Source organism: Gordonia polyisoprenivorans (assembly GCF_017654315.1).
Classification (GTDB): domain Bacteria; phylum Actinomycetota; class Actinomycetes; order Mycobacteriales; family Mycobacteriaceae; genus Gordonia; species Gordonia polyisoprenivorans_A.
In genome coordinates, this window is sequence record NZ_CP072203.1 from 3,289,887 (window position 1) to 3,304,643 (window position 14,757).

At 68.3% G+C, this 14,757-nt stretch carries 15 protein-coding genes; 6 read left to right on the forward strand and 9 right to left on the reverse strand.

Translation table 11 applies throughout. The annotated features are described in order from the left end of the window. Positions 1 to 27: 27 nt before the first annotated feature. Both J6U32_RS14850 and J6U32_RS14855 read right to left on the reverse strand, forming a co-directional pair. Complete coding sequence (locus J6U32_RS14850; RefSeq protein ID WP_244332965.1) at positions 28 to 966, reverse strand: sigma-70 family RNA polymerase sigma factor; 939 nt, start codon at positions 964 to 966, stop codon at positions 28 to 30. Between the two features lie 255 nt (positions 967 to 1,221). Next, positions 1,222 to 1,665, reverse strand: coding sequence for a DUF3099 domain-containing protein (locus J6U32_RS14855; RefSeq protein ID WP_244331985.1), 444 nt, complete (start codon positions 1,663 to 1,665; stop codon positions 1,222 to 1,224). A 134-nt stretch (positions 1,666 to 1,799) separates the two neighbouring features. Here J6U32_RS14855 and J6U32_RS14860 point away from each other — a divergent pair, with 134 nt between their 5' ends. Continuing rightward, positions 1,800 to 2,093: a DUF3039 domain-containing protein gene (locus J6U32_RS14860; protein WP_208791019.1), complete on the forward strand. Its 294-nt coding sequence runs from the start codon at positions 1,800 to 1,802 to the stop codon at positions 2,091 to 2,093. 35 nt (positions 2,094 to 2,128) lie between these two features. Here the strand turns inward: J6U32_RS14860 and J6U32_RS14865 are convergent, their stop codons facing one another. Next, complete coding sequence (locus J6U32_RS14865; RefSeq protein WP_208796143.1) at positions 2,129 to 3,487, reverse strand: YihY/virulence factor BrkB family protein; 1,359 nt, start codon at positions 3,485 to 3,487, stop codon at positions 2,129 to 2,131. A gap of 349 nt (positions 3,488 to 3,836) precedes the next feature. On the opposite strand from J6U32_RS14865, the gene J6U32_RS14870 reads away from it, so the two are divergent. Continuing rightward, on the forward strand, positions 3,837 to 5,558 hold the full coding sequence (locus tag J6U32_RS14870) for a DEAD/DEAH box helicase (protein WP_208791020.1): 1,722 nt from the start codon (positions 3,837 to 3,839) through the stop codon (positions 5,556 to 5,558). Between the two features lie 109 nt (positions 5,559 to 5,667). On the opposite strand, the gene J6U32_RS14875 is transcribed toward J6U32_RS14870, so the two are convergent. From J6U32_RS14875 to ppgK, 4 genes are all read right to left on the reverse strand, one after another. After that, positions 5,668 to 5,874, reverse strand: a complete 207-nt coding sequence (locus J6U32_RS14875) for a DUF7455 domain-containing protein (protein ID WP_014359844.1) — start codon at positions 5,872 to 5,874, stop codon at positions 5,668 to 5,670. Between the two features lie 248 nt (positions 5,875 to 6,122). Then, positions 6,123 to 7,076 carry a sulfite exporter TauE/SafE family protein gene (locus tag J6U32_RS14880; RefSeq protein ID WP_208791021.1) on the reverse strand — a complete coding sequence of 318 codons (954 nt, stop codon included), beginning with the start codon at positions 7,074 to 7,076 and terminating at the stop codon, positions 6,123 to 6,125. Between the two features lie 331 nt (positions 7,077 to 7,407). Then, complete coding sequence (locus tag J6U32_RS14885; RefSeq protein WP_244331987.1) at positions 7,408 to 8,961, reverse strand: RNA polymerase sigma factor; 1,554 nt, start codon at positions 8,959 to 8,961, stop codon at positions 7,408 to 7,410. A gap of 66 nt (positions 8,962 to 9,027) precedes the next feature. Next, the gene (gene ppgK / locus J6U32_RS14890; protein WP_244331989.1) at positions 9,028 to 9,861 is read right to left on the reverse strand and encodes a polyphosphate--glucose phosphotransferase; all 834 of its coding nucleotides are present in this window, start codon (positions 9,859 to 9,861) and stop codon (positions 9,028 to 9,030) included. Between the two features lie 186 nt (positions 9,862 to 10,047). Here ppgK and J6U32_RS14895 point away from each other — a divergent pair, with 186 nt between their 5' ends. Further along, positions 10,048 to 10,986, forward strand: coding sequence for an inositol monophosphatase family protein (locus J6U32_RS14895; RefSeq protein ID WP_280118957.1), 939 nt, complete (start codon positions 10,048 to 10,050; stop codon positions 10,984 to 10,986). 64 nt (positions 10,987 to 11,050) lie between these two features. Here the strand turns inward: J6U32_RS14895 and cei are convergent, their stop codons facing one another. Then, positions 11,051 to 11,767 (reverse strand): envelope integrity protein Cei, encoded by a 717-nt coding sequence (cei, locus tag J6U32_RS14900; RefSeq protein ID WP_208791023.1) that lies wholly within the window; start codon positions 11,765 to 11,767, stop codon positions 11,051 to 11,053. Between the two features lie 420 nt (positions 11,768 to 12,187). Here cei and J6U32_RS14905 point away from each other — a divergent pair, with 420 nt between their 5' ends. Continuing rightward, a complete protein-coding gene (locus tag J6U32_RS14905) occupies positions 12,188 to 12,487 on the forward strand; it encodes a DUF4193 domain-containing protein (RefSeq protein ID WP_014359847.1) in 300 nt (99 codons plus the stop codon). Positions 12,488 to 12,573: 86 nt separating this feature from the next. On the opposite strand, the gene J6U32_RS14910 is transcribed toward J6U32_RS14905, so the two are convergent. Continuing rightward, positions 12,574 to 13,191, reverse strand: a complete 618-nt coding sequence (locus J6U32_RS14910) for a DUF3093 domain-containing protein (RefSeq protein WP_208791024.1) — start codon at positions 13,189 to 13,191, stop codon at positions 12,574 to 12,576. An 86-nt stretch (positions 13,192 to 13,277) separates the two neighbouring features. On the opposite strand from J6U32_RS14910, the gene dut reads away from it, so the two are divergent. Both dut and J6U32_RS14920 read left to right on the forward strand, forming a co-directional pair. Continuing rightward, positions 13,278 to 13,724 (forward strand): dUTP diphosphatase, encoded by a 447-nt coding sequence (dut, locus tag J6U32_RS14915; RefSeq protein ID WP_208796146.1) that lies wholly within the window; start codon positions 13,278 to 13,280, stop codon positions 13,722 to 13,724. A gap of 85 nt (positions 13,725 to 13,809) precedes the next feature. Further along, a complete protein-coding gene (locus J6U32_RS14920; RefSeq protein ID WP_208791025.1) occupies positions 13,810 to 14,739 on the forward strand; it encodes a DUF3710 domain-containing protein in 930 nt (309 codons plus the stop codon). The last annotated feature ends 18 nt before the right edge of the window (positions 14,740 to 14,757 follow it).

Below are 14,757 nucleotides of genomic sequence, written 5' to 3' on the forward strand. Positions count from 1 at the left end.
GAAATGAGCTGACCGGGCGGACGCGAATCAGCTGGCGTAGGCGCGCAGGCGTTCGGCGCGATCGCCCTGACGCAGCTTGCCCATCACCTCGCGCTCGATCTGCCGGACGCGCTCACGGGAGAGCCCGAACATCCGGCCGATCTGGTCGAGCGTGCGCGGCTGACCATCGTCGAGGCCGTAGCGCATGCGGATGACCTGCTGTTCACGCTCGTCCAGCGTGGCGAGAACGGCGCGCACGTCCGAGTGCAGCAGACCGGCGATCACCGCGTTCTCCGCAGAGGTCGCCTCGGCGTCCTCGATGAAGTCGCCCAGCGGGGCCTCTTCGTCGCTGCCGACCGGCATGTCCAGGCTCACCGGGTCGCGACTGTGGTCGAGGAGATCGGCGATCTTCTCGGCGGGGATACCGGACTCGTTGGCCAATTCGTCGTCGGTCGCCTCGCGCCCGAGCTGCTGATGGAGCTCGCGCTTGATGCGGGCGATCTTGTTGACCTGTTCCACGAGATGGACGGGCAGCCGGATGGTGCGGCTCTGATCGGCCATGCCGCGGGTGATGGCCTGACGAATCCACCAGGTGGCATACGTCGAGAACTTGAATCCCTTGGCGTAGTCGAATTTCTCCATGGCGCGGATCAGACCGAGGTTGCCCTCCTGGATGAGGTCGAGCAACGGCATACCGCGACCGGTGTAGCGCTTGGCCAGCGAGACGACCAGACGGAGGTTGGCCTCGAGGAGATGGGCACGTGCCGCCTCGCCCTCACGGACGACGGTGTTGAGGTCGCGCTTCTTGGCGGCACTCAAACGCTTACGGGTGGCCAGGACTTGCTTGGCGTACAGGCCCGCCTCGATCTGCTTGGCGAGCTCGACCTCCTGCTCGGCATTGAGCAACGCGGTGCGGCCGATGCCGTTGAGATAGACCCGGACGAGGTCGGCGGCGGGCGATTGGGCGTCGAGATCCTGCTCTGTCATGGCAGGACGGGTGGAGGTGGTGGGCTCGGCGGAGTAATCGGTGGTGGGGGTGGTGGAGCGAGCAACGGTGGAGCGTGACATTCCGGCCTCCTGAACTTGAGTGCATTCTGCAGGGTCCAACGCCGCACCGACGCCGATAGTTCCCGACGCCGGAGTTCCTTACCTTTCGGTCACCACGCTGACCTGCTGATATCCCTACGTCGCGGGCCGTGGTTCTGAGAAGTTGCTGAGATCGGTGAATCCGCGGAACACGCTTCAGGTCCCGGGCGGTGTCTCGGTGGACGTGGAATCGATCGTCCGGGCAGTGGTGCCGAGTGGAGCCGGGCCGACGACGGAGTGATCGGATCCGTACAGGTAATGCGGAATCTCCCCGCGCTTGCGGGGTGGCCGGTCGTTGGCGATCAGTACCGCCACCCAGGGCAGGGGGATCGACGCCGCGATGATGGCCAGTGCCCACCAGCCCGAACCGGTCGAGGAGTACACGATGCCGGCGATGAGCAGGGCGGGGACGCGGAACGCCATCAGGGTCAGGTACTTGCGGACCCGAGCGCGATGTTGTTCGTCGTACGGCGTCGGGGCGCCGGTGATGAGGAACGCATCAGCCTTCGACCGTTCCGTCCCGGACCGCTCGCCCCCGGACCGCTCGGCCCCCGACCACTCGCCCCCCGACCACTCACCGTTGTCGTCGCGCTCACCCATCACTCCACTGTCCCACTTTCCCCGAACCGTCGCACTGTCGGTTATGTCCGTTTGGTGAAGCGCGCCGCGGTCACGTATCGATTCGGTCCGGCAGGGGTGACCCGGTCGAGCCCCGGTGGCGCACAATGGTGGGCATGCCCACCGAAACCATTGAGCGGCCCGACATCGACGAACGCATCGACACCGATGCACCGACCGACACCCGCACCGACGAACGCCCCGACGCCGACGCCACCGATCGCGGTGACGACGACCGGCCCAAGTTCTTCCACTATGTGAAGAAGGACAAGATCGCCGAGAGCGCGGTCATGGGCACACACGTCGTTGCCCTGTGCGGGGAGACCTTCCCGGTGACCCGATCGGCCAAGCCCGGCTCACCCGTGTGCCCGAAGTGCAAGAAGATCTACAAGCGGATGCGCAAGGAATGACCGCTTGATCGCGGGCGGTCGCGATCGGGAATCGGTCACGAATCGTCGGGTGAATTCCCGCGCGGCCGGTTGCGTCGACTGATCGGGCCGGTCGACAGGCGTTCGGGCAGCGTTTTGAGTTGCCCGGTCACCTCGGCGGTCTGGTGCTGGACCCAGTCCCGGACTTGCGCGGTCACCGCCGGCCGCGCAGGCCACAGGGATTGGACCGCCGCGTTGAACTCGGCGCCGACCACGATCGCGAATCCGAGGAAGAACGTGAACAACAAGAAGGCGATCGGGGTGGCCAGTGCGCCGTAGGTGTACCCGGCCCGGGTGATCGCGGCCAGGTACAGACGCAGGAAGTAGCTGGCCACCCAGAACACGATGCCCGCGACGATCGCGCCGCCCACCAGGCGATGCCAGGGCAGCGGATTGGGCAGTGCCAGGTGATACAGCGTCGTCAGCACCAGCATCAGCAGCAACGCCACGAACGGGAAGTACCCGAAATCGATCGCGTTGGTGACGATGGGATCCCAGGATTCGGGGACGATCTCGCGGAGATAGTTGGGACCCAGGGCGACCAGGGGGAGCAGCGGGACCGCGACGGTGAGAAAGCCGAGATAGAGCAGCAGCGCGAAGATGCGCTGCCACACCGGGTTTCGGACCTCGTGTTGGTCGTGGGCCCGCACGATCGAGGCGACGAAGCACGACACCGCCGACGAGCCCGCCCACAACGACAGGATGAAGCCGACCGAGATGACCCCGACCCGTCCGCGGCCCAGGACGTTGTCGACGGTCGGCTTGATCAGGTCGTTGACCACATTGGGTGAGAAGGTGCGGTTCGCGAACGCCAGGATGCGATCGGAGATCACGTCAACGGTGTCGGGACCGAACCAGCCCGAGAGATAGCCGACGCTGCCGAGCAGTCCGAGGAGCAGGGGAGGCAGCGACAGCGCCTGCCAAAACGCGGCCTGCGCGGCCCAGCCCACGATCCCGTCGTCCCAGGACTTTACGATCGTCCGCCAGATCAGGATCGGGATGTTGCGCACCACCGGCCGCCGCGGGGTCTCGGGTGGTTCGACGGTCGGGTCGTCGCGACCGAGTTCCTTGTCCGTCCGTGGGTCGGCGCCCGGTGGGGGTGAGCCGGGGTGGGCGGTCTCGGCGCGCCCCGGGTCGGCGAGCGCACGGTGGTTGGGGTCGGGTGCGTCGAGTTCGACCGACGACGGTGCCGGGCGGCGCGCGGGGTGGCGAGCGGAGTGCAGCGGGGCGGTCGGGATCTCACCGCGGTCGGGGTGCGGTGCGCGAGGGGGTCGGGGGAGGAGAGCACCCGGCGCCGGATCGGCGCCCGATCGTCCGGTCGCCTCGGGGACCGGGCCACGACGTGCGCCCGACGACGTGACGTCGTCGGGAGTCATCGGAGCGGGGTTGCGTCGTCGGGTGCTGATGGTTACAGCATCCACGATCGGCGAAGGTGATGTGCGCCACCATGGCCGCGACGTGCCCAGTGCGCGTGTCGCAAGCGGGCTCCTGAGCGTGTGCGGCCCACCTCGGCCGCAGCTCCGCGCCTCGACATCGCAGTGTGCGTAACGCCTCGACACCCGCGTGTGCCCCACACCGTGTCGCCCACGCGGGTGTCGGAACCGGTCGGTAGCATGGGCCCGTCCGTGCGGTGTGCCGGCCGATCGCCCGGGATACTGTGTCGCCCGGGTTCGACCGGGAACACCGACGGATTCCCCGTTCACCGACCCCCGGAGTCAGCTGCCAGTGACCGCTGCCGAAGACGTTGCCGCCGCCATTTCGGGCCCCCCGCTCCGCGCCTGGCAGCGGCGTGCGCTGACCCGATACCTCGCTCAGGGGCCGAAGGACTTCCTGGCGGTCGCGACCCCGGGCGCGGGTAAGACGACCTTCGGTCTGCGGGTGGCGCGTGAACTCCTCGACGACCGGACGGTGGAGCAGATCACCGTCGTGACGCCGACCGAGCACCTCAAGCATCAGTGGGCCCAGGCCGCCGCTCGCGTCGGCATCTCGCTGGACTCCCGGTTTCGCAACGCGACCGGTCAGACCAGCTCCGACTATCACGGCGTTGCGCTGACCTATGCGCAGGTCGCCGCGCACCCGTCCCGGCACCGGGTGCGCACCGAGAACCGGCGCACGCTGGTGATTCTCGACGAGATCCACCACGGCGGCGACGCGAAGTCGTGGGGTGAGGCGATCCGCGAGGCCTTCGACGACGCCGAGCGACGACTCGCCCTGACCGGTACGCCGTTCCGATCCGACGACTCGCCGATTCCGTTCGTCACCTATGAACCCGAAGAGGGTGGGGTGTTGCGCTCGCGCGCCGACCACACCTACGGCTACTCCGATGCCCTTGCCGACGGCGTCGTGCGACCGGTGGTGTTCCTGGCCTATTCGGGTCAGGCGAGCTGGCGCACGAGTGCGGGTGAGGAGTTCACCGCTCGACTCGGCGAACCGCTGTCGGCCGAGCACACCGCGCGTGCGTGGCGGACCGCCCTGGACCCGCACGGGGACTGGATTCCCTCGGTGCTGCAGGCCGCCCACACCCGGCTGGGACAGATCCGGTCCGGCGGCATGCCCGATGCGGGTGGCCTGGTCATCGCCACCGATCAGACCGTCGCACGTGACTACGCCGAGCTCTTGCAGGCGATCACCGGAAGGATGCCGTCGGTCGTGCTCTCCGACGACCCGAAGGCATCGTCGCGGATCGCGGAGTTCGCCGAATCCGACGACGAGTGGATGGTGGCGGTCCGCATGGTGTCCGAAGGTGTCGACGTTCCGCGACTGGCCGTCGGCGTGTATGCGACGAGTTCGTCGACACCGTTGTTCTTCGCCCAGGCCATCGGTCGTTTTGTCCGGTCGCGCCGGCCCGGTGAGACCGCGAGCGTGTTCCTGCCGTCGGTGCCGGTGCTGCTGAACCTCGCCAGCCAGATGGAGGCCGAGCGCGACCACGTGCTCGGCAAGCCGCATCGGGACAGCGACGGCCTCGACGACGCCCTGCTGACCGACGCCAACAAACAAAAGGACGAGCCGGGCGAGGACGAGAAGGGTTTCCAATCGCTGCATGCCGACGCCGAACTCGATCAGGTGATCTTCGACGGTTCCTCGTTCGGCACGGCGACGTTCTCCGGGAGTGACGAGGAGTCGGACTACCTGGGTCTACCCGGGCTGCTCGACGCCGATCAGGTGCGTGCTCTGCTCCGGCAGCGGCAGGCCGACCAGGTGCAGACGCGTTCGGCCGCCACGGCCACCACCCCGGCTGCCGACACGGCGGCCAAGCCGGCCGGCGAGAACCTGCACGCCTTGCGCAAGGAACTCAACACCCTCGTGGCGATGCACCACCATCGCACCGGTAAACCGCACGGCGTGGTGCACAGCGAACTGCGCAGCAAACTCGGGGGCCCGCCGACCGCGATGGCTTCGGCGGATCAACTGCGTGAGCGGATCGCCGCCCTGCGCGAATGGCGCTGAGCGCCCGCAGACGAGCCCACAGACGACGAGCCCACAGACGACGAGCCCGCAGACGACGAGAGGGCCCGGCGGGATGGATCCCGCCGGGCCCTCTCGTGGTGTGGGTCGGTCAGACGAGCTCGCCGGCCGACTGGTCCACGGTGGCCTGCATTTCCACGAGGCGAGCCTCGTGCTCGTTGAAGTGATGCCGGCAGAAGAGGAGTTCGCCGCCGTTGGGGAGTACGGCGCGCACCTTGGCCGCGGCGCCACAGCGATCGCAACGGTCCGATGCGGTCAGTGGCAGGGAGATCGGGGGTGTGGTCGCGATGTCTGGCATGGTTTCCTCCGTCCCGGTCCGGCACCTCTCGTGCCATTCCTTCGTGAGCCGGCACATCCGGGCGATGCGCCAACCTCACTGTGTCAGACGTTTTCGGCTTTCGTATTGTTCCGAAGCCCCGGCGAGTTGTGTCGTCACTCACCCGTTACACGGGTGGCGCCGCCCGCAACATGGGTTCCACTGGCTGTTACCGGTGGCAAGACGGAGCTCACATCCGCAGGCGCGCACCGATCCGGGGAACCCCGGCATCACCCCGCCGGGGTTGCCACCGCACCCGTCGCCGTGTCGCGTTCCTGTTCCTCGCGCAGGGAGCTGATGGCGTCGGAGGACTCCACCTCGCGGTCGCGCAGGTACTCGCGCAACGAGTACGCGAACGCCGCGGCCCACGCGAGAACCACGACGGTGTAGATCGCCGTCTGCACGGGACGGGCGACGTCGACGAGATCGGCCCGCAGCAGACTGCGCACGTTGGTGAGCACGATCAGCCCGCCGACGGAGGCGCCGAGCAGACGCGGCGGGACGTGGCGGACCAGCCAGGCGGCGAGGGGTGCCGCGAGAACGCCACCGACGAGGATCGCGCCGACCCAGGCGAAGTTGATGCCCTGCGATCCCAGGCTGAACAGGAATCCGAGGCTCGCGGCGACGGCGATGATGAACTCACTGGTGTCGATCGAACCGATCACCTTGCGCGGTTCGAGACGTCCACTGGCCAGGATCGCCGGCGTACCGACCGGACCCCATCCGCCGCCACCGGTGGCGTCGACGAATCCGGCGATCAGACCGAGCGGGGACAGGAACCGTTTGCGCAACGGCTTGCCGAGGTGCTGCCGGGGAATGCCACTGAAGGTGAATCGCACGAGGATGTAGAGACCCAGGGCCAGTAGGATCGCCGCCATCACGGGCGCTGCGGCCTCGGTCGACAGATTGGACAGGATCGTCGCGCCCAGGAACGCGCCTATCGCACCTGGAATTGCGATGCGGCGCACCACTTTCCAGTCGACGTTGCCGAATCGCCAATGCGAGACGCCTGAGACCAGCGTGGTGCCGATCTCGGCGAGGTGGACGGTTGCCGACGCGGCGGCGGGATTGGTGCCGATGGCCAGGAGCAGCGTCGTCGTGGTGACGCCGTAGGCCATGCCGAGACTGCCGTCGACCAGTTGGGCGGCAAACCCGACCAGGCCGATGAGGACGATGGTGCGCATCAGGAGTGTCTTTCGGTGCAGAGATCGGAATCGAATCGGATCTGTGGTCGAATCAGGAAGGTGTGGGGTCAGGCGGCGTGGAGCCCGACGCGACACAGCATCGACGCGACCCGCACCAGGTCGACGACACGGCGCCGCACCAGAGGTGTTCCGGGTACATCACGCGAAAGCGGCATGTCCGACATCGTAGGGCTGGTGCCCGCGCACCCCGGCATCGGTGGACGCGTCCGGCTCAGCGCGCCCGAAACCCTTGACACAGCAGAGAAATCACCCCCGCAGACGCCGACTGCCCCGGCCGTCGGCCGGGGCAGCAGGTGAATCAGGGGCCTGGTCAGTCCAGGTAGTCGCGCAAGACCTGGGACCGGCTGGGGTGGCGCAGCTTCGACATCGTCTTGGACTCGATCTGGCGGATGCGTTCACGGGTGACGCCGTACACCTGACCGATCTCGTCGAGCGTGCGCGGCTGACCGTCGGTCAAGCCGAAACGCAGGCGCACCACGCCGGCCTCGCGCTCCGAGAGCGTCTCGAGGACCGACTGCAGCTGGTCCTGCAGCAGGGTGAAGCTCACCGCATCGACGGCGACGACGGCCTCGGAGTCCTCGATGAAGTCGCCGAGCTGCGAATCGCCTTCATCGCCGATGGTCTGATCCAACGAGATCGGCTCACGCGCGTACTGCTGGATCTCCAGCACCTTCTCCGGCGTGATGTCCATTTCCTTGGCCAGTTCCTCCGGCGTGGGCTCACGGCCCAGATCCTGGAGCAGCTCGCGCTGGATGCGACCGAGTTTGTTGATGACCTCGACCATGTGCACCGGGATGCGGATGGTACGGGCCTGATCGGCCATGGCGCGGGTGATGGCCTGCCGGATCCACCAGGTGGCGTAGGTCGAGAACTTGTAGCCCTTGGTGTAGTCGAACTTCTCGACCGCACGGATGAGCCCAAGGTTGCCTTCCTGGATCAGGTCGAGGAAGGCCATGCCGCGACCGGTGTAGCGCTTGGCCAGCGACACCACGAGACGCAGGTTCGCCTCGAGAAGGTGGTTCTTCGCGCGGTTGCCGTCGCGTGAGATCCAGTTGAGATCACGCTTCTGGGCGGTGCTGATCTTCTCGCCGGACTCCATGATCCGGCGCAGCCGCTCGGTCGCGAACAAGCCCGCCTCGATGCGCTTGGCGAGTTCGACCTCCTCCTCGGCGTTGAGGAGGGCGACCTTGCCGATCTGCTTGAGGTAGGCGCGCACCGAGTCGGCCGATGCCGTGAGCTCGGCGTCCTTGCGGGCCTGGCGCAGGGCTTCGGATTCCTCTTCGTCCCAGACGAAGTCGCCGGCGGTCTTGGCGTCGTCGGCCGCCGCGGCCTTGTTGGCCGCTGCGGTGGCGGGTTTGGCTGCCGCTGCGGTGGCGGGCGTGCCCTCGGACTCCTCGTCCTCCTCGTCGTCGGCGGAGTCCTCGGCGTCCTCCTCGTCGTCGTCGGTCAGGTCGTCGGCGTCGATCTCGACGTCGTCGAGTTCGGCATCGGGTCCGTCGAGTTCTTCGATCGAGGTGGGCTCGGCATCGGTGTCGTCCGGGGAGTCGGCGTCACCGGCGGCCTTCGGGGCGGCTTTCTTCGCGGCGGTCTTGCGGGCAGGAGCCTTCTTGGCGGTCTTGCGAGCGGTGGCCTTCTTGGCCGCCTTCTTGGCGGTCTTCTTCGCGGGTGCCTTGTCAGCCGTGGGAACGGTCGACGTGATCGGGTCGGAGACCGTGGTCGGGTCGGAGACCTCTGCGTCGTTCTGGCGGGTCTGGGTGGCTGCCACGTACAACCTTTCGGATGCGAAACTTGACTGTCCTCGCGGCAGCGTCGGCCGTCGCGGATGAGGGCTTGGTGCGGCGCACATGGCACCGGTGCGCACCATTGTAACGACACCACCCCCGCCGATGTGACAAAGGCCAGGTCAACGGCAGTGTTGGAAGGTCACGAACTACACGCGGAGACCCTGATCGACGGCCATGGCCGCCCCGACGATACCCGCGGTGTTGAGCAGGGCCGCGGCCTCGACCGGGGTGGAGTTGGTCAGCAGCGGAATCCATTTCGCCGACTTGCGACTGATCCCCCCGCCGACGATGAACAGCCGTGGCCAGAACAGCGCCTCATAGGTCTTGAGGACCTCGGACACCTTTTCGGTCCACTTCTCATACGACCAGCCCTTGTCTTCCTTCACCTTTGACGATGCCTGGTGCTCGGCTTCCTTCTTGCCCACCTGCAGGTGGCCGAGTTCGGTGTTGGGCACCAGTTTTCCGTCGTTGAGGATCGCCGACCCGATGCCGGTTCCGAAGGTCAGCAGCATCACGACGCCGTTGACACCCTTGCCCGCCCCGTAGGCGTCCTCGGCCATCCCGGCGGCGTCGGCGTCGTTGAGGACCGAGACCTTCCGGCCGTCGAGGTTCTTGCTGAACAGCTCGTAGACGTCGGTGCCGATCCAGCCCTTGTCGATGTTGGCCGCGGTGCGCATGATCCCGCCGGTGATCACCCCGGGCAGGGTGATGCCGACCGGTCCCTGCCAGTCGAAATGCGCGACGACCTCGGCGACGCCGCCGGCGACCGCCTCGGGGGTGGCCGGCTGCGGCGTGAGCACCTTGAAGCGTTCGCCCACCAGGGCGCCCGTGTCGAGGTCGACGATCCCGCCCTTGATGCCGGAGCCGCCGACGTCCACGCCGAAGGCGAGATTGGTTGCCGTCGAAGTCTTTTCGCCCGGGGCTTGCTCTCCTTCGCTCGCGGAGGGGGTGGGGGAGCCGGGCGTGCCGGACTCGGTCATGGCGGGTCCTCTCGATACGGGATCGATGCTGATCGGGTATGACGCGTCTCCAGGCTATCCAGGCGGGCATCGTGGTGCAGCGAGGACGGGCAAACCGTCTCGGCACGTGTCGGCGAGAGCGGTGAGCCCGGTCTCACCGCCCGCCCGAACGCCCGTTCACGGCGCCGGATGTGTTGACATGGACGGGTGGAGCAACAAGGCAGTGATCCCGTCGGCCGGAACGTCGCACCCGAGGATGTGCCGCCGGCGAATGTGACAGTCGAGAGTCCTGCCGTACTGGCCGACCTCGCCGTCGACATCGCCGAGGCCGCGGCCGATCACGTGCGCAGGCGGCGCCCGGAACTCTTCGGCGGTCCGGGATCGCAGACCGCCGCTGACGGCGTCGACGCGGTGGCGACCAAGTCGACACCGACCGACCCGGTCACGTTGGCGGACACCGAGACCGAGCAGTTGATCCGGGATCGTCTCCGCACGGCCCGACCGGCCGACGAGATCCTCGGCGAGGAATCCGGTGGCGCCGTCGATGTGCCGACCGGGGTGCGCTGGGTCATCGATCCGATCGACGGGACCGTCAACTTCATGTACGGCATCCCGGCGTACGCGGTGTCGGTGGCCGCGCAGGTCGACGGCCGTTCGGTGGCGGGCGCGGTGGTCGACGTCGCGCGCGGGGTCACCTATCACGCGGCCGAGGGCGGCGGCGCGTTCCTGCGCGCCGACGGTCAGACGGTGCCGTTGCGCTGCAACGACATCGAACAGGTCGGGCTCGCCCTCGTCGCCACCGGCTTCGGATACGACGCGGCGCGCCGACGGGAGCAGGGGGCGATCGTGGCGCAACTGCTGCCCCGGGTACGCGACCTCCGACGCATCGGCGCGGCGGCACTCGATCTGTGCATGGTCGCCAGTGGCGCGGTCGATGCCCACATCGAGCACGGGCTGAGTCCCTGGGATTGGGCGGCGGGCGGATTGATCGCGGCGGAGGCCGGGGCGGTCGTCCATCTGCCACCGGCTGATTCGCGGTCCTGCGACGGGCACGCGACGATCGCGGTGGCTCCAGGGATCGCCGCCGACTTCGTCGCGCTGCTCGACGACCTCGGAGCGCGACGGGCACTTCCGGCCCGTCACTGACACGCTCCTGCGGACGTCACACTCCCGCGGACCGTCACACCCCCGCGGACGGGATGGGTGTTGCTCAGCAGGGTTGGGCGTGTACCGCTTTCACCAGCCCCGGATCCACGCCGGCCTGCGGGTTCTTGGGATCGGCCGACCGCAGCGCCTCGAGTGCGGCCTGCGCGTCCTGCGACTGCTCGCGCGGCTTGTAGTACTCACCGAGGGCGACGTCGACGTCGGTACCCCGACGGCCGTCGTTGATCAGCTGGGCGCACGGGATCGCCAGCCACACCGACGCCGCGGCGGACTGTCCGGCGGGTCCGAAGCGGATCTGGGCGACGCAATCGAGATCGTGGTTCGGGTAGACCGGATCGTCGCCGAAGGCGGTGTCGCTGGCCGGGGTGAACCCCTGGGCGGTGAGGTCGTTGGAGACCGATTGGGCCTCGCCGCGCTGGGTGGACGCGTTGAGGACGCGCACCTGGAAGGTCGACAGCGCGGCCGGTGCGACCGTCAGCATCTGATCCCGGTTCACGACGGTTCGGGAGGGGGTTGCACTCGCGCCCGCGGGCGCGGCGGGTGGTGCGGCGGCGGTCGCCGAGGCCGAAGTGCTCGCCGGTGTCGGCTCGTTGCAGGCGGTGGGCGTGGTGTCGGAATCGGAACCGGCCAGGGCGACCGACCACGCGATGATGCCGAGCACCACCAGAACGGCCAGGAGGATGAGGATCGCGCGCGCGTTCCGACGCTTGTAGGGCCGACCGTTGTGGTCAGTGGGATAGCCGGTCGTAATCTGCGAGACCACCGTGAACTGCGCTCCTTCACCAGGGAAGGGTCGGGCCGCCGGCGATGAATGCCGGGCCCGACCGCCGATTCTGGCCCAACTGTAGAGGGTGGTCGCCGCGACGGGACGCAGGCGCCGCCGAGTGGGGGATTGCGGTGGCGGCCACCGCTCCGGGCCGGTTTCATCCGTCGTGCACACACTGTTGACTCTGTGATGGCCGTGCACTAGGCTTCGGGCGCCCGCACTCCCGAGTCCGCTGGAGTTCTGGCAACCAACTGTGATCAACATCACAACTGTCTGGTCGATGATCGGTAACGAATCACACCGGTCATGACGTTGTAGTGACGCCGGCAAGACAATCCCGGCGACTTAGCGCCCCAGCGGTCCAGGTCACGAGCCGACGACCCAAGGTCGCGCTCCTTCAACCAGGTAAGGCACACAATGGCTACTGATTACGACGCCCCACGGCGCACGGAGTCCGAGGACCTGAACGAGGACTCGCTCGAGGAGCTGAAGGCACGGCGCAGTGAGGCGCAGTCGGCTGCTGTCGACGTCGACGAAAGCGATACCGCCGAGTCGTTCGAACTCCCCGGCGCCGATCTCTCCGGAGAAGAACTCTCGGTTCGGGTCATCCCGAAGCAGGCCGACGAATTCACTTGCACCAGTTGTTTCCTCGTCTACCACCGCAGTCGTCTGGCCCGTGAGAACGGCGCAAGCATGATCTGCGTGGACTGCGCCTGATCGACCCCACCCGACGAATCCGCCCTCCGGGCGGATCGTGGTGGGGCCCAGGGTGTCATCCCGTCACCGGTTGCTCGTGGGGATGTTCACCCGTTGCCGGCGGCTGCGTCGGCAACACCCAACGCACTCAACAGTTCTGCGGGCCTGCGCGTCGACACCAACCAGTACGGGGTCGGGTCGTCCGGGTCGTCCAGAACGAGCAACACCATCGTCTTCACCCACGCGTGATGGATGAGGAACGCCGCGGGGTCGAGCTGACGGCCCAGGGCGGCACTCTTCGCCGACGCCGGCACCGACGCCCCGCGTGCGATGACCGACCGCGGCAGCCGAGCTTTGCCGGCGTGCAACTCGCCGTCGGCGGTCACCCGAATCCGGGTGTGCCCCATCGACACCAGGACCAGCGCACACACGATCGCTGCGCCGAGGTAGCCGAGCAGACCCCACTGTGAGTCATGGGCCGACAGTTGGATCTCATGACCGACCACACCGGTCACCACCACCGCGGCCAGCCACCACCACCACGGCACGGACAGCCGCTCGGCGTATCGATCGCCGCCGCCGGCACCGGCCTCAGCAGTCCCCGACACCGCACCAGAGGGGGCCACGGCGTCGGACTCGCCGGCAGCCTCCGTACGGGGTTCGTGGGTGCTGGGTTCGGCGGCACTGCGGGGTTCGGCGGCACTGCGGGGTTCCGGGTCACTCACACCCCTCAGCGTAGTCTTCCCCCGTGGCCTCAGAATTCCCCCCTGCGACCGGGTCCGCCCCGTCCGATTCGCTCTCGTCCGACTCGATCGGACCGGTCCGCATCCAACGGCTGGACCCCGACATCGCACTGCCCGCACGGGCTCATCCCGGTGACGCCGGGGTTGATCTGTGCTCCACCATCGACCTCGAACTCGCGGCCGGGCATCGCCGGCTCGTGGGCACGGGTATCGCGATCGCCCTGCCGCACGGCACCGTCGGTCTGGTCCACCCGCGCTCCGGACTCGCCGCGCGTGCCGGTCTGTCGATCGTCAACGCCCCCGGCACGATCGACGCCGGGTACCGCGGCGAGATCAAGGTGTGTCTGATCAACCTCGATCCGACCGAGACCATCCACATCTCGCGCGGTGACCGCATCGCGCAATTGGTGATCCAGCGCGTCGAACTGCCCGAGTTCGTCGAGGTCACCGAACTCGACGAGACGAGCCGTGGCACGGGCGGATACGGGTCCAGCGGCGGCCACGCGATCCTGTGAGGCGTGCGCCCGGTCCTGGACTACCCTGCAGTGGCGAGGGTGACGCGGTACCAACCGTGAAAACGGCGATGGGAGACACGAACTGATGGCTGACGAGGAGCGGGGGACCGGGGACTCGGGCGACGAGGAGTTGCGGGTCGGCCAGGCGCGCGGCCCGTACGACATGGAGTTGCTCGACACCCCGGCCGAGGAACTGGCCAACTCGCACCTGGATCTCGGTTCGGTGCTGGTCCCGGTCGTCGAGGGCGGGCAGGTCACCGTCGAGATGTCGCCCGATCACCAACCCGAAGCCGTGTATCTGGTGACCCCGCACGGCCGGATCAGTGTGACCGCCTTCGCGGCGCCGCGGTCTCCCGGACTGTGGCGTGAGGTCGTGCGCGAACTCGCGGCTTCCCTCCGTGATGAAGGCGCGACGACCAGCGTCGAGGACGGGCACTGGGGCCGAGAGGTGCTCGCCGAGGTGCCGGGCGGCGCGCACCGGTTCATCGGTGTCGACGGTCCCCGGTGGATGGTGCGATGCGTTGCCAGCGGACCGGCAGAATCCGCGGCCCCACTCGCACAACTCGCGCGCGCCGTCCTCGCCGAGTCCGTGGTGCGGCGCGGCAAGGACCCGGCGCCGCCCCGCGAAATGCTCCCGATCATCCTGCCCCCGGTCCTCGCCGAGCAGGTCGCCGCCGCGCAGCAGCAGATGTTCGCCGACGACCCGGCCGCCGGTGCGCCCGCCGGCCCCGTCGAGAACACCGCCGCAGACAACCTCGCCGCCGACAACCTCGCCGCAGCGGACGCGACGGGCGAAACCCCCACCCCCGCACAGCCCCCCGAGCAGCCGACCGCCGAGACCGAGCGCGTCGCCGGCGGTGCCCTCGATCAGATCGAGCAGGCGACCGTCATCCGCGAGGTACCCCCAGCCGACGACGGTGGGGCAGTCGAGAGCGCAGCCGACGCCGAGGACCCGGTGCCGCCGTCGGCGGGCTCGGCGATGCAACGCTTCCGTCGTCGCCGCGGCAAGCGCTGACCACCCGCGTACCCCGTA